Origin of the sequence: Streptomyces sp. NBC_00273, assembly GCF_036178145.1 — a bacterium.
Taxonomy (GTDB): domain Bacteria; phylum Actinomycetota; class Actinomycetes; order Streptomycetales; family Streptomycetaceae; genus Streptomyces.
On the sequence record NZ_CP108067.1, the window covers coordinates 339,955 to 360,393 of the forward strand.

The 20,439-nt window shown below is 68.5% G+C and carries 22 protein-coding genes and 3 pseudogenes; 15 read left to right on the forward strand and 10 right to left on the reverse strand.

The window, feature by feature from the left end:
• Positions 1-23 precede the first annotated feature (23 nt).
• Positions 24-332, reverse strand: a complete 309-nt coding sequence (locus tag OG386_RS01575; protein ID WP_328786375.1) for a hypothetical protein — start codon at positions 330-332, stop codon at positions 24-26.
• A gap of 548 nt (positions 333-880) precedes the next feature.
• Here OG386_RS01575 and OG386_RS01580 point away from each other — a divergent pair.
• Positions 881-1,273: a CPCC family cysteine-rich protein gene (locus OG386_RS01580; RefSeq protein ID WP_328786376.1), complete on the forward strand. Its 393-nt coding sequence runs from the start codon at positions 881-883 to the stop codon at positions 1,271-1,273.
• A 50-nt stretch (positions 1,274-1,323) separates the two neighbouring features.
• On the opposite strand, the gene OG386_RS01585 is transcribed toward OG386_RS01580, so the two are convergent.
• Positions 1,324-1,596 (reverse strand): hypothetical protein, encoded by a 273-nt coding sequence (locus OG386_RS01585; protein WP_328786377.1) that lies wholly within the window; start codon positions 1,594-1,596, stop codon positions 1,324-1,326.
• A 10-nt stretch (positions 1,597-1,606) separates the two neighbouring features.
• Between OG386_RS01585 and OG386_RS01590 the strand changes: the two genes are divergently transcribed.
• A complete protein-coding gene (locus OG386_RS01590) occupies positions 1,607-1,846 on the forward strand; it encodes a hypothetical protein (RefSeq protein WP_328786378.1) in 240 nt (79 codons plus the stop codon).
• A 168-nt stretch (positions 1,847-2,014) separates the two neighbouring features.
• On the opposite strand, the gene OG386_RS01595 is transcribed toward OG386_RS01590, so the two are convergent.
• The 3 genes from OG386_RS01595 to OG386_RS01605 form a co-directional block, all read right to left on the reverse strand.
• A complete protein-coding gene (locus OG386_RS01595; protein WP_328786379.1) occupies positions 2,015-2,362 on the reverse strand; it encodes a hypothetical protein in 348 nt (115 codons plus the stop codon).
• Between the two features lie 252 nt (positions 2,363-2,614).
• Positions 2,615-3,736, reverse strand: a complete 1,122-nt coding sequence (locus OG386_RS01600) for a lipid II:glycine glycyltransferase FemX (RefSeq protein WP_328786380.1) — start codon at positions 3,734-3,736, stop codon at positions 2,615-2,617.
• Between the two features lie 174 nt (positions 3,737-3,910).
• Complete coding sequence (locus OG386_RS01605; RefSeq protein ID WP_328793575.1) at positions 3,911-4,186, reverse strand: hypothetical protein; 276 nt, start codon at positions 4,184-4,186, stop codon at positions 3,911-3,913.
• On the opposite strand from OG386_RS01605, the pseudogene OG386_RS46765 reads away from it, so the two are divergent.
• Positions 4,121-4,457: pseudogene (locus OG386_RS46765) on the forward strand (hypothetical protein); the annotation flags it as partial. The gene OG386_RS01605 and the pseudogene OG386_RS46765 sit on opposite strands and share 66 nt — an antisense overlap.
• Here OG386_RS46765 and OG386_RS01615 read toward each other — a convergent pair.
• Positions 4,367-5,224, reverse strand: coding sequence for an alpha/beta fold hydrolase (locus OG386_RS01615; protein ID WP_328786381.1), 858 nt, complete (start codon positions 5,222-5,224; stop codon positions 4,367-4,369). The pseudogene OG386_RS46765 and the gene OG386_RS01615 sit on opposite strands and share 91 nt — an antisense overlap.
• A gap of 101 nt (positions 5,225-5,325) precedes the next feature.
• Here OG386_RS01615 and OG386_RS01620 point away from each other — a divergent pair, with 101 nt between their 5' ends.
• The 4 genes from OG386_RS01620 (at position 5,326) to OG386_RS01635 (ending at position 9,498) form a co-directional block, all read left to right on the forward strand.
• Entirely contained in the window at positions 5,326-5,736 is a 411-nt protein-coding gene (locus OG386_RS01620; RefSeq protein WP_328786382.1) for a winged helix-turn-helix transcriptional regulator, read from the forward strand.
• 115 nt (positions 5,737-5,851) lie between these two features.
• A complete protein-coding gene (locus OG386_RS01625; RefSeq protein WP_328786383.1) occupies positions 5,852-6,133 on the forward strand; it encodes a hypothetical protein in 282 nt (93 codons plus the stop codon).
• Between the two features lie 267 nt (positions 6,134-6,400).
• Positions 6,401-8,011: an ISL3 family transposase gene (locus tag OG386_RS01630; RefSeq protein ID WP_328786298.1), complete on the forward strand. Its 1,611-nt coding sequence runs from the start codon at positions 6,401-6,403 to the stop codon at positions 8,009-8,011.
• A gap of 389 nt (positions 8,012-8,400) precedes the next feature.
• Entirely contained in the window at positions 8,401-9,498 is a 1,098-nt protein-coding gene (locus OG386_RS01635) for a hypothetical protein (protein WP_328786384.1), read from the forward strand.
• 24 nt (positions 9,499-9,522) lie between these two features.
• Here the strand turns inward: OG386_RS01635 and OG386_RS01640 are convergent.
• Positions 9,523-10,868, reverse strand: a pseudogene (locus OG386_RS01640) (IS630 family transposase).
• A gap of 109 nt (positions 10,869-10,977) precedes the next feature.
• Positions 10,978-11,568: a TetR/AcrR family transcriptional regulator C-terminal domain-containing protein gene (locus OG386_RS01645; RefSeq protein ID WP_328786385.1), complete on the reverse strand. Its 591-nt coding sequence runs from the start codon at positions 11,566-11,568 to the stop codon at positions 10,978-10,980.
• A 63-nt stretch (positions 11,569-11,631) separates the two neighbouring features.
• On the opposite strand from OG386_RS01645, the gene OG386_RS01650 reads away from it, so the two are divergent.
• The gene (locus OG386_RS01650; RefSeq protein ID WP_328786386.1) at positions 11,632-12,027 is read left to right on the forward strand and encodes a hypothetical protein; all 396 of its coding nucleotides are present in this window, start codon (positions 11,632-11,634) and stop codon (positions 12,025-12,027) included.
• 14 nt (positions 12,028-12,041) lie between these two features.
• Here the strand turns inward: OG386_RS01650 and OG386_RS01655 are convergent, their stop codons facing one another.
• A complete protein-coding gene (locus OG386_RS01655) occupies positions 12,042-12,452 on the reverse strand; it encodes a hypothetical protein (protein ID WP_328786388.1) in 411 nt (136 codons plus the stop codon).
• A 41-nt stretch (positions 12,453-12,493) separates the two neighbouring features.
• Between OG386_RS01655 and OG386_RS01660 the strand changes: the two genes are divergently transcribed.
• From OG386_RS01660 to OG386_RS01675, 4 genes are all read left to right on the forward strand, one after another.
• Positions 12,494-12,697, forward strand: coding sequence for a hypothetical protein (locus tag OG386_RS01660; protein ID WP_328786389.1), 204 nt, complete (start codon positions 12,494-12,496; stop codon positions 12,695-12,697).
• Positions 12,698-13,570: 873 nt separating this feature from the next.
• Complete coding sequence (locus OG386_RS01665; protein ID WP_328786390.1) at positions 13,571-14,434, forward strand: RNA repair domain-containing protein; 864 nt, start codon at positions 13,571-13,573, stop codon at positions 14,432-14,434.
• A gap of 201 nt (positions 14,435-14,635) precedes the next feature.
• A complete protein-coding gene (locus OG386_RS01670; protein ID WP_328786391.1) occupies positions 14,636-15,094 on the forward strand; it encodes a hypothetical protein in 459 nt (152 codons plus the stop codon).
• Positions 15,095-15,541: 447 nt separating this feature from the next.
• Positions 15,542-16,456: an alpha/beta fold hydrolase gene (locus tag OG386_RS01675; RefSeq protein WP_328786392.1), complete on the forward strand. Its 915-nt coding sequence runs from the start codon at positions 15,542-15,544 to the stop codon at positions 16,454-16,456.
• A 484-nt stretch (positions 16,457-16,940) separates the two neighbouring features.
• Here OG386_RS01675 and OG386_RS01680 read toward each other — a convergent pair whose 3' ends face one another.
• A complete protein-coding gene (locus tag OG386_RS01680; RefSeq protein WP_328786393.1) occupies positions 16,941-17,189 on the reverse strand; it encodes a hypothetical protein in 249 nt (82 codons plus the stop codon).
• Between the two features lie 390 nt (positions 17,190-17,579).
• On the opposite strand from OG386_RS01680, the pseudogene OG386_RS01685 reads away from it, so the two are divergent.
• From OG386_RS01685 to OG386_RS01695, 3 genes and pseudogenes are all read left to right on the forward strand, one after another.
• Positions 17,580-18,144 (forward strand): annotated as a pseudogene (locus OG386_RS01685) (Tn3 family transposase); the annotation flags it as partial.
• A 61-nt stretch (positions 18,145-18,205) separates the two neighbouring features.
• On the forward strand, positions 18,206-18,841 hold the full coding sequence (locus OG386_RS01690; RefSeq protein WP_328786394.1) for a TetR/AcrR family transcriptional regulator: 636 nt from the start codon (positions 18,206-18,208) through the stop codon (positions 18,839-18,841).
• Complete coding sequence (locus OG386_RS01695) at positions 18,838-20,322, forward strand: MFS transporter (RefSeq protein WP_328786395.1); 1,485 nt, start codon at positions 18,838-18,840, stop codon at positions 20,320-20,322. Before OG386_RS01690 ends, OG386_RS01695 begins: the two co-directional genes overlap by 4 nt.
• The last annotated feature ends 117 nt before the right edge of the window (positions 20,323-20,439 follow it).

The following is a 20,439-nucleotide window of genomic DNA, read 5'->3' on the forward strand; positions in this document are numbered from 1 at the left end:
TGACCGACGAGGAGTACGGGGCCTTACGCGCCTCGGCCGCCCTGTGGGCCGGAACGTCCGTGCTGATCACCGACGAACGCGGCCGGGTCCGCGGCGGCACCCGGGCCGCGGGCGGCGGCATCTCGGTGCGAGGGGTCGTGGATGGGCGTGAATCGCCCGGCGGCCCGGGCCTGGTCGAGGGCGGTGGCGCCGGGCAGGGCACCCGGTTTCCGAATCAGGGCCTCGAGGTAGTGGTCGAGTTCGAGGCGGGTGGCACCGCGGGCGATGAGCCGTTCGTGGCGGGCGACTTCTTCGCGGCCGTCGTAGACCACCAGCTCGGAGGCGTGGAGCATGACGCGGACGGTCCGTCAAATCAGCCGGACCGGCACCGAGTAGCGGTTCATCCGGACGCAGATCTGGCTGTAGCGGTCGACCCGCGATGTGGAGAGCCTGCCGGTCTCGAAGGATCTTCCGGCAGCGGTGCCAGCAGCGGCTGTTCCGTCGCGAAGTACTCGCCGATCGTGTGCGGCCGGGACCGGATGCGGGGCCGTCGTCCTCCTGGTCCCATCGGTCGATCATGGCGTTGAGCTCGGCGAGCGTGTCGACTTCGGGGACGGGGACGATGTGGTTGCGGCGAAACCAGCCGGTCTGGCCTTCGACGCCGCCCTTCTCGTGGGCGCCGCGGATGCCGGGCTGGCAGTAGAAGGCTTCCAGTCCGTAGTGCGAGCGGAAGGCGGTCCAGCGTTCGGCCTCCACCCGGCTGCGTGAGAGGCCCAGCACCTGGGCGACGGCGGCCCTACGGTTGTCGTAGCGGACATTCCCGGTCGGCACCCCTCTAATATGCGGGTCTCGATGTCAAGCCCCGGAAACCCGCTGGGGCTTCACGTAGGCATCCGGCAGGATGTCGGACGTGATCCTGAAGTATCCCTGCGTGTGCTGCGGCCACCTGACGATGAACGACGGGCCAGGCTCGTATCAGATCTGCCCGGTCTGTTTCTGGGAGGACGACGACATCCAGCTGCGCTGGCCGGACTACTCAGGTGGCGCCAACAGGCCTTCCCTGATCGAGGCCCAGCAGAACTTCCAGGACTACGGAGCATGCGACGAACGGTCCATGGAACACGTCAGGTATCCCGAGGACGACGAGCCGCTGGACTCGAGCCGGCGTCCCATCGATACAGACCGCGATCGCTTCGAGCCCAAGGCCGTGCAGCTAGCCGCCTGGCCTGACGACCGCACTGTCCTTTCCTGGTGGCGATATAGGAGCACCGGATTCTGGCGTCCTGCCCTGTGACGTCGTCACCCGGCCGGTTCGTCGAGTCGGCGAAGGAGCCCGTCGAAGATCTACTCGCGGGCAACCTGCCCCTTCGCTGCCGCGTCGTCCCGCTGGCGTTCGAGCGTTGGACGGAACTCGATCGTGGTGACGAAGAACGTGCAGGACTCGCAGATCGACTCGAAGTGGCAGTCCATCTCGATCGGGCTAGCGCAGTACCCGTTCCCGAGCATGCGACGGTGCATTTCTCGGCGGAGCTTGGCCATCTCCGAGCCCTCGGCGTCGGCCGGGGCGGACGGCGTGCGGTCGTGGTCGGGGCTGCCGTGGCCGGCGCCGAGGACCAAGGGGTGGCGGATGCCGCTGCGGGTCTGGACGGTGATGGTGTCCTCGCGCGGGCCTGGCGGCGTAGAAGTCGGGTTGGTTGAGGATCGCCGCGGCGACGGCTTCCGTCAGGACCCGGGCGGGGAGAATGTCGTCGTCGGTGGGCTCGGCTTCCCCCAGCGTGAGGCTGAAGTGGAGGCCCGCGAGCGGTCCAGCGTGCCGCGCTGGCGTGTCGTGAGCTTCGTGTCGATCAGGTCCTGGACCAAGCCGTAGCGGAACAGGCCCACCTGCCGGGCCCGCTCAGCCCGGCGACGGTCCTCGTCCTCACTCGGTGGCATAGGCAACCCACCTCGCGTCTCGAACAGAGCCCGCCGCTTCGCCGGCGGACGCGATCAAGCCTTGCGGCACCTCCAGATCCCGCCCAGGGGCGGCCCGTGTTGATCAAATGGCTGTAGAAGGCGAGGCCAGGACCGTGCTGTCTATGGCCCGGCCGGCGAACTCCCACCGCGACACCGTGAGCATCTGCGGCCACTTGGCCGAGGCGGCCCGATGGGCCGCGGCGACCGCCGAGACGGCATCAGCGAGCGTCGACTGTGTCGCATCCGGCATCACCGGGTCATCGGCGAGTGCGACAAGAGCGACGGTGAAGTGGCGTCGCACGTCCTGCGCCCGCCCGGCGAACGCCCGCAACCAGCCACGGACCGTGCCCTCGGCCAAGCCCAGACGGGCGGCGACCTGGCGGTGCCCCATACCCAACGCCGCTATCTCCAGGCAGGCCCCGATCACCACGGCCGCATCCACCCGACGCGGCCAGAGGGCCTGCGCCAGCAGAATGTGCGTGACCTGGCAGCCGGAACAACGCGTACGACGTGGCCGCAGAAACAGCCGGGACCCGAGATCACCCCGGACGGTGCGAGGCGCCCGTGTCCCCACGGGTGCGAGTGGGCCGAGCAGGAGGGACACACCAACCGGCCGTCCCTCAGCTGTCGTTCCACCGAGACCGGATCCGTGTCCACGATCAGCGCGTGGGCGCCCCTCAGCTCAGCGGCGAGACATGTAAAGGTCGAGGGCTTTGTGGAGGAGCCTGTTGAGCGGGAAGTCCCACTCGCCGAGGTACTCGGCGGCCTGGCCGCCGGTGCCGACCTTGAACCGGAGCAGGCCGAGCAGGTGGTTGGACTCCTCCAGGGTGTCGGTGATGCCACGCAGGTCGTAGACGCTCGCGCCCAGTTCGTGGGCGTCGGACATCATCCGCCACTGGATCGCGTTGTTCGGCTGGACTTCCCGCTTGCGGCTAGTGGAGGCCCCGTAGGAGTACCAGACGTGCTCACCAACGGTCAGCATCGTGGCCGCGGCCAGCACCTCACCCTCGTGATGGGCCAGATACAGCCGCATCCGGTCGGCGTCCTCCGCCCGGAGCGCGGTCCACATCCGCTGAAAATAGGCCAGCGGCCTGGGGATGAACCGGTCGCGCTCCGCGGTCTCCCTATAGATCTCGTAGAAGGCGGGCAGGTCCTCGTAGCCGCCCTGGACGACCTTGACGCCGGCCTTCTCGGCCTTCTTGACGTTGCGGCGCCACTGCTGGTTGAAGCCGCGCTGGACCTCCTCCAGGGACTTTCCGGCGAGCGGGACCTGGAAGACATAGCGCGGCTGCCCCGCGCTGAACCCGTCCTCACCGCCCACTTCGCCCTGCTGCCATCCCAATCGGCGCAGCCGGTCAGCGACATCGAAAGCCCGCGGCTCGCACGAGCTGGCCTCAACATCGCGCAGCCGGCCTGCCTGCGGGTCCGCAATGGCGTCCTTGACCGTTCCCGCATCCCAGCGCCGCACGATCACGGGCGGACCCATCTTCACCGAGAACGCGCCGCGGGTCTTGAGATAGGCCAGCATCGGCTCGAGCCACCGCTCAAGGTCTGGGGCGTACCAGTCGATGACCGGACCTTCGGGAAGGTAGGCCAGGTACCGCTTGACCTTCGGCAACGGCCGGAACAACACGAGCGCCACGCCGGCGATCTGTCCAATCTCGTCGATCCATCCGAGGCTCTCCGCCCGCCAGTCCGGCTTCACATCCCCCCACGAGGGCACCTGCATATGACTCGCGGAAGACCGACCCTTGATGAAGGCCAGATGCTCGTCACGGCTGATCGCTCTCAAGCGGAAGGTCATGCGTAGTGCTCCTTTGTTCGACACGCCAGCCTACTTCGCAGACTTCACGCCCCACCTCGCCGTGTGCACGCTGTCGTCGCACACGAACCAGCACGAACCTTCCCAGCAAGATCATCAATCATGTTCAACGTGAACGTCGCGAACCCTCACCTACGTGCTCACACAGAGAGTCGTCTAACACTCGGGCAGCAATTCCGCCTTGTCGCGGACGAGGGACAGGTGCGCGGTCCATTCCGCCAGCGGTCCGGTCAGGCCGATGTCCGCCTCGTACAGCGGCCGGTCACTGACCGTCGCCCAGTCCAGCGGGTATTCGGCAGCACCACGCCATCCGCACGCGCACCCCGCCCGGAGCGCCACGACACGCGGCCGGCCGGCCCGGCCGTCGTCATCGGCACCAAGGTCCGCACCCTGGCCGACCGCGGTGCCGTCGGCGATCTGATTGACGTCCACGCGGCCTCTCACCACCGCACACCAACGAGCTCGAAGGCCTCGGCAGGCGGATGGCCGCAACGAGTTCCGGCTCCACGCCCTCCGTGACCGCCTCGCCGTTGCGGACCGGGCCGATGACGAAGAGTTTGCCGCGTACGGCCCTCCCGAACCGCCGACCGTGATCCTTCGGCCCCGCTCCGGTCACTTCGGCAGATCGGCGGAGAGGAAGGGAGCAAGGAGCGCGAACAACCTGTCGGGTCGGTCCAGGGGGATGATGTGGCCGCAGTTCTGAAGGTGGTATCCGACCAGGTCATCGGCAATGGGACGGAGTTGGCGATCGAGCCCGCGGCCGACGGGACGGGACCCGACGGCCATGGTGGGCATGGTCAGCCGAGCCGTCGCGGCTGCGTCCTGGATCTGCTGCGCGCTGGTGGGCAGGGCCCGGTAATAGGAGAACGCACAGCGCAGGGCCTCACCCCCGGTGTACGCGTGGACGAAGGCCGCACGGATATCGTCGGGTACTCCTCGCCCGAGCGTCCCCGAGTTGAGGAACCAGTCGACGTACGGGGCCTCGTTACCGGCCAGGACGGTCTCGGCGAGGCCGGGGACGGCGTGGAAGCCGAACCACCACGGGGCACCGCCCGCGACGACGTCCTCTGCTCCGGGCAGGCGGCCGAGCAGTGCCTCCATCACGACCAGGCGCCGGACGAGGCCTGGCCGGCGCAGCGCGAGCAGGACGGCGGGGGCCGTGCCCGCGTCGATGCCGACCACCGCTGCCGAAGGCTCGCCAAGTACGTCGAGCAGCCCTTCGGCGTCGGCAGCGAGGGTGCCTGCGTCGTAGCCCTCGACGGCGCGGGCACTGGCACCGAAGCCTCGAAGGTCTGGTGCGATGACCCGGTACTGCCCGGCCAGTCGGCCCATGATGCCGCTCCAGAGTTGCCAGGTGTGCGGGAAGCCGTGCAGCAGGAGAACCGCAGGTCCCTGCCCGGCGATTGCGACATTGAGTTGGACGCCGTTCGTCGCGATGCGGCGCAGGTGGTGTGCGGTGGTGACGGGCATGATGGCTCCTCCCTTGTGGTTACCATTGGTGACCACAGAACGATAGGTAACTGACCGACCGCTTCCTAGACGGCACTTTCAGGGAAGGTGGTGAGCCACAGGTGACCACCCGAGGAGCCCGGGCCCCTGGTCACGGCGTACGCGGCGATCTGTTCGATCCCCATTGCCCGACACGGCAGTTGTTGGACCGCATCGGTACGAAGTGGACGTCCATGGCCGTCAAGACGCTCGCCGATGCCGCACCGGACGAGGTGCGCTTCGCGGAGCTGAGACGCCGGATGCCCGGCGTGTCACAGAAGATGCTGTCCGTGACGCTGCGAAACCTGACCCGCGACGGGCTGGTGGCGCGCAGGGTCGAACCCGCCGTGCCGCCGCGGGTCTTCTACCGACTCACCGGACTCGGGCTGTCCCTGGAAGCCGTGCTTGCGGGGCTGCGGACCTGGGCGGAGGAGCACATGGTCGAGATCGACTTCGCCAACGAAGCCGCCGCCCAGGAGGCCGATGAGGAGTAGGCAGGCCGATTCCGCGCTCAGTACCGGTGGCTGGGGTACTCGATGTAGCCGGCATCGCCGCCCTGATACCACGTCGCTTTGTCTGGTCGACGCCAGAAGAGGACACGACGCGAGGGTGCTGGGCACGTCGTTCCACTTCGACGGGCGGGGCACAGCGACGGCCGTCGACGCGATGAAGCGGTACTGCGGGGTGCTGGACGAGCAGGAGATGGAAGGGAAATCGCCGGCGCAGTGGCTGGCGACGAAGGAACTGGTGAAGGACGACGGGGAGATGGTGTTCGAGGACGACATCTCCCAGTTCTGCCCGAAGCACGCCAAGATCCTGAAGTCGGCCGTTGAGAGCACCTATCCGGGGTTGTTCTTAGATACTGCCGTTCGTCCCTCACCCCAAACCTAGGCAATGACCGAGTGCGGCACGGCGCGCTTCCCGGGTGCGAGCGGACACGACGATCGAAGTGCTGCGCCGTTCAGCCCAGGCCTCGGCCGTGCCTCCTGCGCCGCGGCGAGCCAGGCCGCAGCGTGGGAAGCGGAGTCCGCCCGGGAGCCCTTCGCACGTCGACCGGGCGGACCGCCTTTGGAGTCGCTTTGTCCACTAAAACGGGTTCTGGCTCAGCTTCTGGGCTCTGTCGCTAATTTGGGGGTAGTTGGGCAACTATCCGGTGTGATGGGTGGGGTTCAGGTCGGGGATCTTCTTCTGCCGGGTGTCGCAGTGGAGATCGACCAGCTGGTTCTGACGGATGTGGAGGTCCGGGTCGCCGTGCGATCAAGGGCCGTGTCGGCGGCCTGTCCCGGATGCGGGCGGAGATCTTCGAGAGTGCACTGCTACTACCAGCGGACTCTGGCGGATCGTCCGGTCGCCGGCCGGCGTGTGCGGATCGAGCTACGGGCGCGTCGACTCGTCTGCGGGAACGAGCAGTGTGACCGCCGGACGTTCGCCGAACAGATACCGGGCCTGACGCATCGCCATGCACGCCGCACCGACGCACTCACCGCCCAGCTCACCGACGTGGCCCTGTTCCTGGGCGGCCGGCCAGGCGCTCGCCTGTTCCAGCGCATGACCATCGACACCTGCAAGGACACTCTGCTCCGGCTGATCCGTAAGCTGCCGCTCCCCTCGTCGGGATCGGTGCCGCATCTCGGCGTCGACGACTTCGCCGTTCGCAGGGGACGGACCTACGCGACGATCCTCATCGACATGGCAACCCACCGCCCGATCGACGTCCTGGCCGACCGGGCCGCAGCGACTTTCGCGTCCTGGCTGCAAAACCATCCTGAGGTCCGGATCGTCTGCCGTGACCGTGCAGGCTCCTACCGAGACGGGGCCCAGGTCGGTGCCCCGCAGGCCATGCAGGTAGCCGATGCCTGGCACCTCCTGAACAACCTGGCGCAAGCAGTCGAACGGGTCATCGGACGGCATCGCGCTGACCTGCGACAGCCTCTCACCTCACACGATGACCGGACCGACGACGGCCCGGCCTCCGAGGGCCGCGACCGCGAAGAGCTGGACCTCAACGGGCGGCCACGACCTCTGGTCGCCCGCACCCGCGAACGCCACCAACAGATCCACGAACGCATCCAACGTGGCGACAGCCTTCGCGCCATCGCACGCGACCTGCGGCTCAGCCGCGGCACAGTCAACCGCTTCGCGCACGCCGCAGAAGTCGATGAGCTTCTCCTCGCGGCCATTCATCGACCCGCGCTGATCGATGATTACCGCCTCTACCTGCACCATCGCTGGATGGAAGGCTGCACCAACGCCTCCGCGCTCACCCGGGAAATCCAGCGGCTGGGCTACCGCGGCAACGTCAACACCGTCCGCCGGCACCTGAAGCCCTACCGCCACGGCGCGATCCCACTCACCGCCCCCTTGCCACACCTGACCGTCCGCAGGGTCACCGACTGGATCATGCGCCGACCCGAGCGCCTCAACGATGTTGAGCGAAAGGGTCTCGACGAGCTGTGCGAGCGGAACCCAGCGCTGGCGACGACCGTCGCTTACGCACGCCGCCTGGCACTCATGGTCCGCGACCGCCGCAGTGAACACCTCGCTCTCGACGTCTGGATGGCCGACGTCCGCCTCGATGGACAACGCGAACTCCGCACCCTGGCCAATGGCATGCGACGCGACCGCGCGGCCATCCAGGCCGCCCTCACCACGACCTACACTTCCGGAGCGGTCGAGGGCAACGTCACGCGGGTCAAGCTCCTGAAGAGACAGATGTACGGCCGCGCCAACTTCGATCTCCTACGACGCCGCATCCTGCTCTCACCATGATCAAGAGGCCGTTACCCCCAAATTAGCGACAGAGCCAGCTTCTGTGGTGCAGCCACGCCGAGTGACCGGATCGGCTCGCGGGTGATCCCGGTGGCGAGAACGAACCGCTGGCCAGGGCCCCGCTTAGGCTGCCGACCCCTTGCTAAGGAACTGCTTCGCTGCCTGAACCGCTTCCCCCTTTGAGTTCCTCGACGGAGACTCCCCCCTCCAGCACCTGGTGCCGGAGCGTCGGGCTCTTCGCTCCGGAGGAGACGCCAGAGCCCGCCGAGGATTCGAGCGGTGCTGCTCGGCGTCGTGGCTGTGCCTCGGCTCCACAGCGGATTGAAAACACGTTGGCCGGTCTGCCACGGAGCTGCGACGATGCCCCCTGTTTCCCGAGCGGAGGACGTTTGTTCGTTTTCGTGTGTGTGCGGTGTGGCGCCGAGCTGACCGCCCCGTTGTCCCAGGTCGCCCTGCCGGCTCACGCTCGTCAGCAGTACGGGAACGGGCTTCAGCTCCCGGTGCTTATGGAATCGGGGACGTTCGCCGTGGAACCGGAGCCCTGGGGGCCACCGTGGCGAAGGTGGGAAGAGATCGATCCGGATGAAGCGGCTGCCCGCGGCATCTACGCGCCGCTCCAGGCCCTGTCCGACGGCGCGCCCGGCGCGGTTGTCATCGCGCCGGGAGACACCCGTGGCACTGTGCTGATCCCCGAGAAGCGCGGCGGCGCCTGCTGCGGCTTCGCCGGGGGCGACGGCCCCAATATGGCCTGCGCGGCATGCGGTCTTCCCCTAGCGAGCAGGATCGACGACTGCTCGCTCTGGCAGGCGGTGTGGCTCGCCCCGAACGCCGTGCGCCGCCGTCCCGCCGAAGGCGCCGACGCCGGACCGCTGTCCTGGAGAGAGCTGCTCGCGGAGGGGACGGGTGTACCCCCGTCCGAGCCGATCGCCTCCTGGGGAGAGCCGTTCCGGGCAAGCGACCGGTGGCACTGGAGCCCCCAGTGGGTGGCGGCAGCCGGACTGGGGCTCGCCCACCTCCTGGTGGCCTCGGAAGGCCAGTCGGTAGCCGTTCAGGACGGCTTGACCGCAACGATGTTCCAACGCGCCCTCGACACCCTGCTGCCGGGCGGCAAGCCGACGCGGCGCGCCGTCCTGGCCGGACCGGGGCAGCCGGCCCGCGACGCTGACGCAGACATCCTCCTCGTGCCGTCCCACCCTCAGACCGGAAAGGCATGGACCCCCGCCGCTCCGGCGTACCTGGTGCCGTTGCCGTTCGGGGTGTGGCTCCGGCTGGTCTTCCCCGAGCCGCAGCTGCCCGTCCCCGCATCGGGTCGGGTACCCGACGGCGTCCTTCGCGACGACCCGCCCACGCCGAGTGTCCATGACGTGTTCCGGATCGACTGGGGGGTCTTCCAGCGAACCCTGGCCCGTCTGCCGGCCGTCCGCACCCCGTGGCTACGCGAGGTCACCGAGAACCTCACGCAGCACATGCGCACCGGCCGCTTCTAGTGTTCTGCGCCAGAAATCTCAGGGTTAAGTCTGCGCCTGGTTGCCCGGGTTGGATGGGGTGATCTTGGTGAGGTAGTCGGCGAGGGACTTGAGAATCTCGTCGGCGGTCTTCGTCCAGGCAAAGGGTTTCGGGTTCTCGTTCCAGGTCTCGATCCAGGCCCGGATGTCGTCTTCCAGTGCTTTCACCGAGGTGTGGACTCCGCGGCGGATGAGCTTGTCGGTCAGCAGACCGAACCACCGCTCGACCTGGTTGATCCAGGAGGAGCCTGTGGGGGTGAAGTGGACGTGGAAGCGGGGGTGTCTGGCCAGCCACGTCTTGATCTCAGAAGTGTTGTGAGTGGCGTAGTTGTCGCAGACCAGGTGCACGTCGAGCTCGCGGGGCACAGCTTTGTCTATGGTGACCAGGAACTTCTTGAACTCGATCGCGCGATGGCGGCGGTGGAGTTCGCTGATGACGGTTCCGTCGGCGACGTTGAACGCGGCGAAGAGGCTCGTGATGCCGTGCCGCAGGTAGTCGTGGGTGCGTCGCTCGGGCATGCCCGGCATCATCGGCAGCACCGGCTGTGAACGGTCCAGCGCCTGGATCTGGCTCTTCTCATCCACGCATAACACCACCGCCCGCTCAGGCGGGTTGTGATACAAGCCGACGACGTCGACGACCTTCGCCACGAACTGCGGGTCGGTGGAAAGCTTGAAGGAATCCTGCAGATGCGGCTTGAGTTCGAACCGTTTCCAGATCCGGCCGACGGTCGACTCGACAGCCCCGTCCGAGCTGCCATCGAGGCCCGCGACCAGTGAGTATCCTTCCCCGGCGTGGACTCCAGCGTCGCCACGATCACGTCTTCGACCTGGTCAAGGAGAATCGACGGCGGCCGGCCCGGACGGGGCTCATCGACCAGGCCTTCAAGACGATGGGCGATGAAACGACTGCGCCAGCGGTCGACGGTCGAGGCATCCACACCGAGCTCGACCGCGGCCTGCCTGTTCGTCCCGCCCTCCGCGCAACGCAGCACGATCCTCGCCCGCAGTGCCAGAAACTGGGCGGTCTTCGCGCGCCGAGCCCATCGGACCAACTGGCCCCGTTCGTCCGCACTCAGAACCAGATCGGCCTTCGGCCGACCGATTCGGGCGGCATCCTCGAGTCCGGCCAACCCATCGGCGGCGAACTTCCCGCGCCACTTCCTCACCGTCGCTACGGTCACGCCGACCTCGACCGCCACCTGCGCGTTCGGCGCCCCGCCTGCACACGCCAGCACGATGCGCGCCCGCTCCGCGAACCGCGGCGCCACCGCCCCACTCACCCAGCGGGACAACTCGGCGCGTTCCTCATCCGACAGGCGGACTTCGACGGCACGAGGACCTGGCGACATGACAACAGGCTACAGACTTAACCCTGAAATTTCTGGCGCCGAACATTAGCGGTCAAGCGCGTAAGTCCTTCAGGGGTTATGCGACCTGGTCGAGTACGGCAGGCCGTACTCACTGGTTCCCGATGATCAGGGACAGGCCCGCATCGAAGACGTCGGTGGCGGTCAGGCCGACGCGGCGGCCCTCGTTCATGACGCGAGCCACGGTCGGGTAGGCCAGCTCGAACTCCTCGGTGGGCTGGGCTTCGGCGGAGTCCTGCTCCTCGATGACGTGGCCGAAGGTGTAGTGGACGGCGGTGTAGATGACGGTGGCCGCCTGCGACAGGGACAGTCCGCCGTCTTCCAGTGCGCGCAGCCCGTATTCGGGGATGCGGGCGAGCGTGGGCGTGTTCGGCGGCCGGGCGCCGGCCACGACCCGGGCACCGTCGGGGTAAGCGAGCATGGCGCGGCGCAGGCGGCGCAGCATCTCGTGTAGCCACGGCCGCCAGTCCTGGCCGGGCGGCATCGGCGTCAGTTCGCCGAACTCCTCCCGCAGCATCGCCTCGGCCATGGCCTCCAGCAGCTCGCGCTTGTCCTTGAACCGCCAGTAGATGGCCGGCGCCGTGACATGGAGGCTGGTGGTGAGCTTGCGGAAGGTCACACCGGCCAGTCCTTCCTGCTTCAGCAGTTCCAGGCTCTGGCTGACGATCCTCTCTGCGTCCATGGACACCATCGTATAGCGGTGTTACATTCACCTCCATATAACGACGTTATAGAGAGGTGCGTCATGAATCAGGCACTCGTGGACAGCATGTGGACCTACCTCAAGGCCGGACTGGCCATGGACGTGGACGCGCTGGACCGGATCTACGATCCCGAGTTCCAGAACGTGCGGATCGACCAGGCAGGGCAGACGATCACCCTGACCAAGGACCAGTTCATGGCCCGCTTCCGGGCGCTGCGCGAGCAAGGGCAGAAGATCGGTGAGTCCGTCGACGACGTGACTTTCCCGGCCACCACCGACCTTGGCGACCAGGCCGCGATCATGATGCGGCGGGTCGAGGGCGGCGAGCCGGTGCTCTACACCTTCATCTGGCGGATGGCGGACGGGCGTCCGACCACGATCCTGCGCGAGCTCACCTTCGACCGGGACATCAGCCACCTGCTGAGGCTGACCCGCTAGGCCCCCGCCGGGAGTCACTCGCAATCTCGGGGGATCCCCGTGAAGATCCTCCCGGAGGGTCCCTTCGATTTCCCGTGTGTCACGCCCGCCAGACCGCCCTGTTCACTGCCGAACGCCGGCGGCTTGCCCTTGCGGGTGATGCGAGCGAGGGTGGCGAGGATGTGGATGTGGTCGGTGGCATGCCGCACCGCGATCCACCGGCAGGCCTGCTCGTCACCGGGCTCGGCGATGCCCGCGGCGTGCACCATGGCGGCGGCGACCTCCGCCCAGTCGGCGTCCGACTGGGTGCGGCCGTCGGGTTGGTTGCGGACCGGCACGTACCACACGTGCTCCGCCGGCCGTACGCCGCGCAACGCTTCGACGGGAGCGTCCAGGAGCAGCGCCAGGTCCGCGCGTGTGATGCGTTCCGGGTGGCGGGCCGGCACGGCAGATCTGGATCCCAGCCGGCGACGAGGTGCGGGTCGGTGTGCTCGTCGCGCTCGCCGGGGCCGAAGAGGTAGTCCAGGAGATCGACGGTCGTCGACCCGCCCGGGGCCTTCTTCGGCATCACGAGCGGGAGCGCCTCTCCCGCATCACCGCGCATGTGGCCGCATCCACCCGGGCCACCGCCCCCAGCGCCTCCTCCAACACCCGCGTGGCCGTGTCCGGGAAGCCCGCACCCGGGGTCTAGGAGGGGTCACGGCGCAGCGCGGTGACGGTCTCGCGCAGCACGTCCCCGGCGTCCCTCGAGACCGGTACCAGGACCCCCCTGCGCGACCGCCATCACCTGCCGTCCCACCCACGACGCCGGCGACATCCCCTCCCGGCCCGCTGCCAGCCGCACCACCTCCAACTCGGTCTCGTTTAACGACAGATTCACCCGCCGTCCGCGGGGAGCGGACGTCAGCCGCTCACGCCGCCGTGCCCCGCCACCAGACTCTGCGACACCCACCGAAGATCGCTCCCGAAAGCCGCCCAGCACCCATCGAGCACGTCCTGCACTGGTCAAACTGGCGCCGCAGACGACAGTTCCAAGCCCGCCTCAGCCACTACAAACGACACGGCCACACACCACCAGAACCCAACAAACCATCACTGCAAACACCGTTGCAGTACTAAGCCTCCACTGAAAGCGACCGGGGCGGCTACTGGCCAGCTTCACCGGGACGATCTCGACGTCGCTCACGCCGTCCTGCGCCTGCTTGCGCGCCTTGTAGGCCCCGGACTCCTACCTCGGACACCAGACGCAAAGTAGGCACGTCTTCGCTGGTCAGCGGTTCCGGCCGACTGGGAAGGAAGAACGCCGTCACCAGCCGCAATGGACAAGTACCGGGAAACAAGGGTCGGCACTCAGCCGGGTAGAGAATTTCCGCAGGTCGGCAGCGTCGGCGACCCATGTCGGGAATCAACGTCGGCAAACGGCGGGCACCACAATTCTACTCGCGGGTTACTTGTTTCCTGTTGTCCTAGGTGGAAGTCCTCGCAGCGACGTGGGCGGGCCGGGCGCTGACTTGCAGGGCCGACCGGGCTCGCGTCACCCTGATAGTCGAGGGCAGGTGCTGACGTGCACACGAGTAACGAGATCTACCACCGGGTGATCTGGGACCCGCGCTTCGACCCCGAGCGGTTCGTGATGGGGATCGCCGAGCGCGGGGCTCCGCCGAAGCGGGTCCTGCTCGGCGACTTCGTGCCGGGCGGGGAGGTCCCCTGGCACCGGGTGGTGTTCTTCGAGGCGGACGGACAGGTCGTCTGGGACCGCGCCTCCGGCATCGAGCGGCTCGAAGAAGCCCTCGTCGAGCCGGTCGGTCCCGTGCCGGTCCCGGCCCCCGGCGACGTCCTCGCCGTCCCGTCGACGAACCGCACCTCCGTCGCCTGGCTGCCGCCGGCGGAGTTGTGGCCGCCGATCCAGCACATTCGCCGCGAACACGACCGGCAGATCCGCCGCTGGCCGCCGCACGTCAACGTGTTCTTCGGTTTCGTCCCCGAGGCCGAGTTCGCCCGGGCCCTGCCGCTGGTCGCCGCGGCGCTCGCCGAGACGCCGCCGTTCACCGCCCGCCTGGCGGGCGTCCACTGGTTCGGACACCGCGAGGGCGCCACCGTCTGGCTCAACCCGGCCGCCGCCGACCCCGAGCCCTGGGAGCGGCTGCGGGAGTCCCTCGAGCTTCGCTTCCCGCTCTGCGCATCGCACTCGCACGGCTTCACCCCGCACCTGTCCCTCGGCCGTACTCCGAACCCGCACTCCCTCGCCCGCAAGGCGGAGGCCCTCCTCGGCCCCATGACGGCCCGGGTCGACGAGCTGGTCCTGCTGTCCCGGCGCGGCGACGAGCCGATGCGGGTCCGAGCCCGCGTCCGGCTCGGCAGCGGCGACGTACGTCACCCGGAGAACCCGGCCCTTCCGGACGGCCCTCCGCCGCCACCGCCCGCCTAATCAGACGCTCACCGGTCTCCACGATCGCGGCCCCAGCGGGGACTGCTCGCACGAGTACGGTGAACCGCTGTGGTCGATGCCTGTGCACTGCGGTGGTCAACGGGCGTAGCGTAGTGGGGTATGAGCGAGGTTGTGGAAGCCAGGGGTCCGAAGGTTCCGCCAAGTTTTCCTCCGAAGTCGCCGCCGCCGCAGAAGAAGCCTGTGGAGCCGCCGCGGCCGCAGCCGGCGACGAAGCCGAAATCCCTCACCGGGGTGCCGCCCCGGCTGGTCGTCACGAGCCGGCGGGCCAGGGTGCTGGCCTTCCGCGCGGACCAGTGGGCGGCCAAGAAGGCCGCCGCACAGGCTGCGCTGGCCGTTGCCGAGTGGGACTACCCGCTGCTGGACGAGCACGACTTCCTCAAGACGGTCCACGGCCTGGTCCACACGGCCGTGGCAGCCGGCGGCAAACGCGTCAGCATCCACCTCGCCGACCAGGACGACAAGATCCTGATCATGGTCCTCAACCACCAGACCGACGAACACCACGATGCGGGACCCGTCCCGGCGGAGGTGGCGGTGCTGCGCACCGTCGACGCCTGCGGCACCCACACCGACCACGACGGCCACGCCTGGTGGGCACTTCTCGACGCCCAACCCAGGCCGAAGAAGCACCTGGCCTAGCGCCACAGGCCAGACCCCGGACTGCCCCCGCCTGCATGGGGCCAGCCGACGGCGCGAAGGGATGCCGCCCCGACAGGGTGCAGCCGGGTATCGGGCAGAACACCGCTTGCCAGCAAAGACCGTTCTGATGGCGGACAAGACACGCAGCGCCCCCTCCCGGAGCATCGACACCACCCGGGAGTACGTGGCCGGGTGCACCTTCAGCTGCTTCAGGGCGCGGGCCCGGTTGTTGAGGTCGAGGTCCGGGGGGACGTCCATGCCCTCGGCCAGGGGCCCCAGGAGCGCTTCGCGTCCGGGTGTGCCAGCGGTGACGCCCACCCGGTACCGCCACCCGCGCATTCACACAGACGCGGCGTAGCACTGCGGCAACTGCTGCTACGCCGCCTCCCGCTGTCCAGGCCGACTCACCGCGGCGTGATATATCCGGCGTTACGTCGATGTTGCGCTGTGAATGAAAAGCCTTGGCCGTCGATCGGGGCCGCGACTAGTTTTGCCGCCATGCGCGAGTTAATCACGGACGACTATCGGACGTTGGCGGTGGAGGAATGGGGGGACCCCACTGGGATACCGGTGGTCTACCTGCACGGCACCCCGATGAGCCGACTGGCCCGATACCCGAACGATTCCCTGTTCCACGAGCTCGGTGTTCGGCTGATCACCTATGACCGGCCCGGGTTCGGGGGCTCCACGCGGAACCCAGGGCGTCGGGTCATCGATGCCGCCGCTGATGTCGCCGCCATCACCGCCGCACTCGGCCTGCACCGCCTCGCGGTGTTCGGGGTGTCCGGGGGCGGCCCGCATGCCATGGCTTTCGCGGCCCGGTATCCCGAAAGAGTGACCCGGCTGGGGGCGCTGGCGAGCCCGGCGCCGCGTGACGCGGCTGGGCTGGACTGGACCGCCGGCATGAGCGAGGGAAACCGCCGCAGCGCCGCTGTGGCGCTGGCCGGAAGGCAGGCCGTCGCGGAACACCTGGCAAATCTCGGAACGGCCGGTTTCCCGACGCTGCCGGAGATCGAACAGGCGGTCGTTTCGCGGCCGGAGATCAGCGCGATGATGGGCCCGGCGTTCGCCGAAGCGGTCCGACCGGGGCTGGACGGCTGGGCGGACGACGTCACCGCCATCTTCGGCACGGAATGGGGGTTCAACCCGGCAGACATCACAGTTCCGACGCGGATGTGGCACGGTGGCCTCGACACTCTGGTGCCCCCTGCGCACGGCGAGTGGCTCGCTGCACGCATGCCGACCGCGACGCTGATCAGGCAAGCCGATGCCGGGCACGGCGGCCACTTCGACGCCACCCCCGCGATGCTCGCCTGGCTGATCAGCGACATCAACGACGAAGCCCACGCCCCCGGAAGCTGACCTCAGAATCACAAGTGCGGCGGTCACGCTGACCGGCTCGAAGAGGCTGGCGTGACGGCTCTCCGCGTGTGGGAGAGGCTGCGGAAAGCGCTCCGCGAGGGAGGTGCCCATGTGCCACTTCTTCCGCCCGCCGTACCCGTGGTGGGCCTGGGCGTTCCTCATCATTCCGATGATGGTGGCGCACTCGCGAAGGCTGGCTACTGGTCGTGGCGCTTCTGGGACTACGCCCAGCAGGCCACCGGCCCCTGGTAGTGGTCCACCGGGGCCCGACGGTCGCAACCAGAACGGCGAGGCCCCTCTGAGATTCGCGGTCTCGCCTTTGCTATCGGCACCGCCCCGCCCGAACATGCGCCCGCAACTACACAATCAGGGAGATCACTGCCGAACCAATGGCGCGAGACTCGGCAGCCAGTGGCCATCACCCAGGATCTGCCCAGTGGAGGGCGTTCCAGGGGCCTTCGAGGGCGCGAGATTTGATGGGGTATCACTCATACCCGGGACTGGGCTCCATGAAGAAGCCCTGAGTGAAGGCGCCCGCTCGGCCGCAGACCTCAGCCTTAGACCAGCCGGTAGCGGGGTCGAGATACGGGACGAAGCCCTCATAGCGGTCGGCTTCCACGCTGATCACGTCTTCGGCCCGCCAGATCGCCACGAACTCCTCGCCACCTTGGTCATGAGCACCGTGGCCTACCAGCCTGATGGGGACGACCCCCTCAACATCCCAGCCATGCACGCCTTCTTCACACCCTCGGCGTACTCCTCGAGGCTGGCGTCACCGTCGTCGCCGAGGCCGCCTACCAGGACCGACGCTGGATCCCGGCCTCGAACCCCTCACGAAGATCGCCGACCTGCGGATCATCCGTTGCACCACCTCAACACCGACCACCATCGAACGCGTTACCGAGCACGCCGACTCGGACCGGCATCGTACCGCCCACGGCGACAGGCAGCTCCTCACCGACATCGACGCAGGTGCCTACAGCCCCGAGGAGTTCGTCGACATCTCCCTCGACGCACCCACCCTGCTCGTGGACGCGTCCGACGGCTACCGGCTTGGCACAGCTGAGATCGGAGCCTTCAACCGAGCGCGCTGACTCCAAAGCGGAGGGCAGGTACGCAGGTGCGAGTAGTCGGCTCCCTGGTCACCGGGCGGGTACGGGCGTACAACCTGCTGCGGATGTTCGGCCGCGAGGGACGCCCTACTCCGCTGGGCACCGCGTTCGCGGAGTACGGACGGATCGCCAGAACCCTGCATCTGCTGCGTGTGGTCGATCCCGTCGACGACACCGACCGGCGGCAGATGAACCGGCAGCTCACCGTGCAGGAGTCCACACACACAAACTCGCCCGGGACATCCGCCACGGCAAGCGCGGGCAGATCATGCAGGCGTACAAGACGGGCCAGGGGAACCAACTCGGCGCCCTCGGTCTCGTGCTGAATGCCGCCGTGCTGTGGACGACCCGCTATCTCGACGCCGCAGTCGAGGAGTTGCGGACCCTGCCCGCCGAGGAGCGCGAGCACGACGCCCTGGACGAGGACGTCGCCCGCGTCTCCCCGCTCAAGCACGCCAACCTCGACATGCTCGGCCGCTACGGCTTCCGCGCCTCCACCCTGTTCGACGGAGGCCTGCGCCCGCTGCGCGACCCGGGGCCGCCGGTCTCGACGAGGACGACGGCGCCGACGAATGACCCACGGTCCGCCGACCAGAAGCATTGACGGAGTGAGTACTCACTCCGTACGGTTGAAGGTATGACAGAGACCTCTCCCACTCCCTCCCGGCGCCGTGCGGCGCCCATGGAACCCGACCAGCGCCGCGCGATGATCGTCGCCGCGGCCCTCCCCCTCGTCATCGAGTACGGCGCATCTGTGTCCACAGCAAAGATCGCGCGCGCGGCAGGCATTGGAGAGGGAACGATCTTCCGGGCCTTCGCCGACAAGGACGCCCTGCTCGCGGCCTGCATGGCCGAGGCGGTACGTCCCGACGACACCCTCGCCCACCTGGAATCGATCGCACTGGACCAGCCACTGGCGGCCCGGCTCACCGAGGCGGCCGAGGTGATGCGCGGCTACATGACGCGCATGGGCGCCGTGGTCGGCGCCCTCGCGTCGGCCGGGCGACTCGAACGCCCTGCACCTGCCAATTCCGGCAAGGACGGCCGTTCCCCGGATCGCGAAGCGAGCCTCGCAGCGCCCCGCGCGGCCCTGGCCGCCCTGTTCGGCCCCGACCAGAACTCCCTGCGGCTGGCCCCGGAACGGCTCGCGGACGCCTTCCAGCTCATGCTCATGTCTGCCGGCCGCCCCGGCGCCCCGGATCCACTGACTACCGAAGAACTGGTGGACCTCTTCCTCAACGGCGCGCTCACCACCCCGGGGGAGGCCCGGTGACCACAATTGATGCGTACGACGCGCTCGCGCCCCGGCGCCGGACGGCGATCACGTTTGGCCTACTGGGCTGCGCCTTCCTGGCCATGCTTGACGGAACCGTGGTCGGCACCGCCCTGCCGCGCATCGTCGAGCAGATCGGCGGTGACGGTTCCTGGTACGTCTGGCTCGTCACCGCCTACCTGCTCGCCTCCTCGGTCAGCGTCCCGGTCTACGGCCGCTTCTCCGACCTGTACGGCCGCCGCCGGTTACTGCTCGGCGGACTCACCGTGTTCCTGGTCGCCTCGCTCGCCTGCGGCCTGGCCGGGTCCATGACGGTGCTGATCGCCTCCCGTGCCGTGCAGGGTCTGGGTGCCGGAGCCCTGCTCGCCCTCGGCATGACCCTGATCCGCGACCTCCATCCGCCCTCCCGGACGCTGGGCCTCATCCGGATGCAGACGGTCCTGGCCACGATGATGGTGCTCGGCATGGTGGGCGGTCCGATCATCGGCGGGCTGCTGGCCGACCACGCCGGCTGGCGCTGGGCGTTCTGGCTCAACCTCCCCATCGGCCTCGTCGCCTCGGCCGTCCTGGCCCGGTTCCTGCCCGACCACCGCCCCACTACGGCGCCATCCGGCCGCCTCGACGTGGCAGGGATCGCGCTGCTCGCCGCCGGTCTCTCCCTGGCTCTGACCGGCCTCAGCCTCAAAGGCAACACCGCCGCCGGGCACCCCCCGTCCTGGACCGACCCCGCCGTCGCGGGGTGCCTGCTCAGCGGCCTGGCTCTGCTCGCCCTGCTCGTTCCCGTCGAGCGGCGCGCGGCCGTCCCCGTACTGCCCATGCGACTGTTCCAACACCGCACCTACAGTGCCCTACTGGCCGCCGGCTTCTTCTTCCAGGTCGCCGCGCTGCCGGTCGGAGTCTTCCTACCGCTGTACTTCCAGTACGTTCGCGGCCACTCGGCCACTGTCTCCGGCCTCCTGCTCCTCCCCCTGCTCATCGGCATGGTGCTGGGCAATCGGCTCACCGCCACCGCCGTCCTGCGCAGCGGACAAACAAAGCCCGCGCTCCTGGCCGGCGCCGGGCTGCTCGCCCTCGGCACATCCGCCTTCTTCGCCCTGGACACCACGACACCGCCGACGTGGACGTGCGTATGGCTGCTCATCGCCGGACTGGGCACCGGACCGGCCATGGGCGGCATCACCATCGCGACCCAGAACTGCGTCCCGCACGCCGACATGGGCACCGCCACCGCAGGCTCCACCCTCACCAAGCAGATCGGCGGCGCATTCGGTCTGGCAAGTGGCCAGTCCCTGATGAGCCATCACGCCACTCCCGCGTCCGCGATCGGATCCACCATCGCCTGGAGCGGTGCCATCGCCGGATTGCTCGCCCTCGCGGCGCTCCTCCTCATGCGCAACATCATCATCCCCACACCCGCGAGCCGTCGTATCGTGCCAACGGCCCGCACCGCGACGCCGACGACCGGCGAGTCCCCTGCATGACCCACAGCCCTTGTCGGCAGCGCGGATCCAATCAGATCCGATGGCGGCTGATGACGGGGTTTACTGAAAGCCAGCCTCGCGGTTTCGCTTGGGTGTGGCTGCTGTCGAGGCGGAAAC

What these genes read in the sequence shown, in the direction of transcription:
- OG386_RS01575 (WP_328786375.1), bottom strand. Translation starts at nt 332, where the DNA reads ATGCTCCACGCCTCCGAGCTGGTGGTCTACGACGGCCGCGAAGAAGTC.
- OG386_RS01580 (WP_328786376.1), top strand. Translation starts at nt 881, where the DNA reads ATGTCGGACGTGATCCTGAAGTATCCCTGCGTGTGCTGCGGCCACCTG.
- OG386_RS01590 (WP_328786378.1), top strand. Translation starts at nt 1,607, where the DNA reads ATGCCGCTGCGGGTCTGGACGGTGATGGTGTCCTCGCGCGGGCCTGGC.
- OG386_RS01600 (WP_328786380.1), bottom strand. Translation starts at nt 3,736, where the DNA reads ATGACCTTCCGCTTGAGAGCGATCAGCCGTGACGAGCATCTGGCCTTC.
- OG386_RS01615 (WP_328786381.1), bottom strand. Translation starts at nt 5,224, where the DNA reads ATGCCCGTCACCACCGCACACCACCTGCGCCGCATCGCGACGAACGGC.
- OG386_RS01630 (WP_328786298.1), top strand. Translation starts at nt 6,401, where the DNA reads ATGGGTGGGGTTCAGGTCGGGGATCTTCTTCTGCCGGGTGTCGCAGTG.
- OG386_RS01645 (WP_328786385.1), bottom strand. Translation starts at nt 11,568, where the DNA reads ATGGACGCAGAGAGGATCGTCAGCCAGAGCCTGGAACTGCTGAAGCAG.
- OG386_RS01650 (WP_328786386.1), top strand. Translation starts at nt 11,632, where the DNA reads ATGAATCAGGCACTCGTGGACAGCATGTGGACCTACCTCAAGGCCGGA.
- OG386_RS01690 (WP_328786394.1), top strand. Translation starts at nt 18,206, where the DNA reads ATGACAGAGACCTCTCCCACTCCCTCCCGGCGCCGTGCGGCGCCCATG.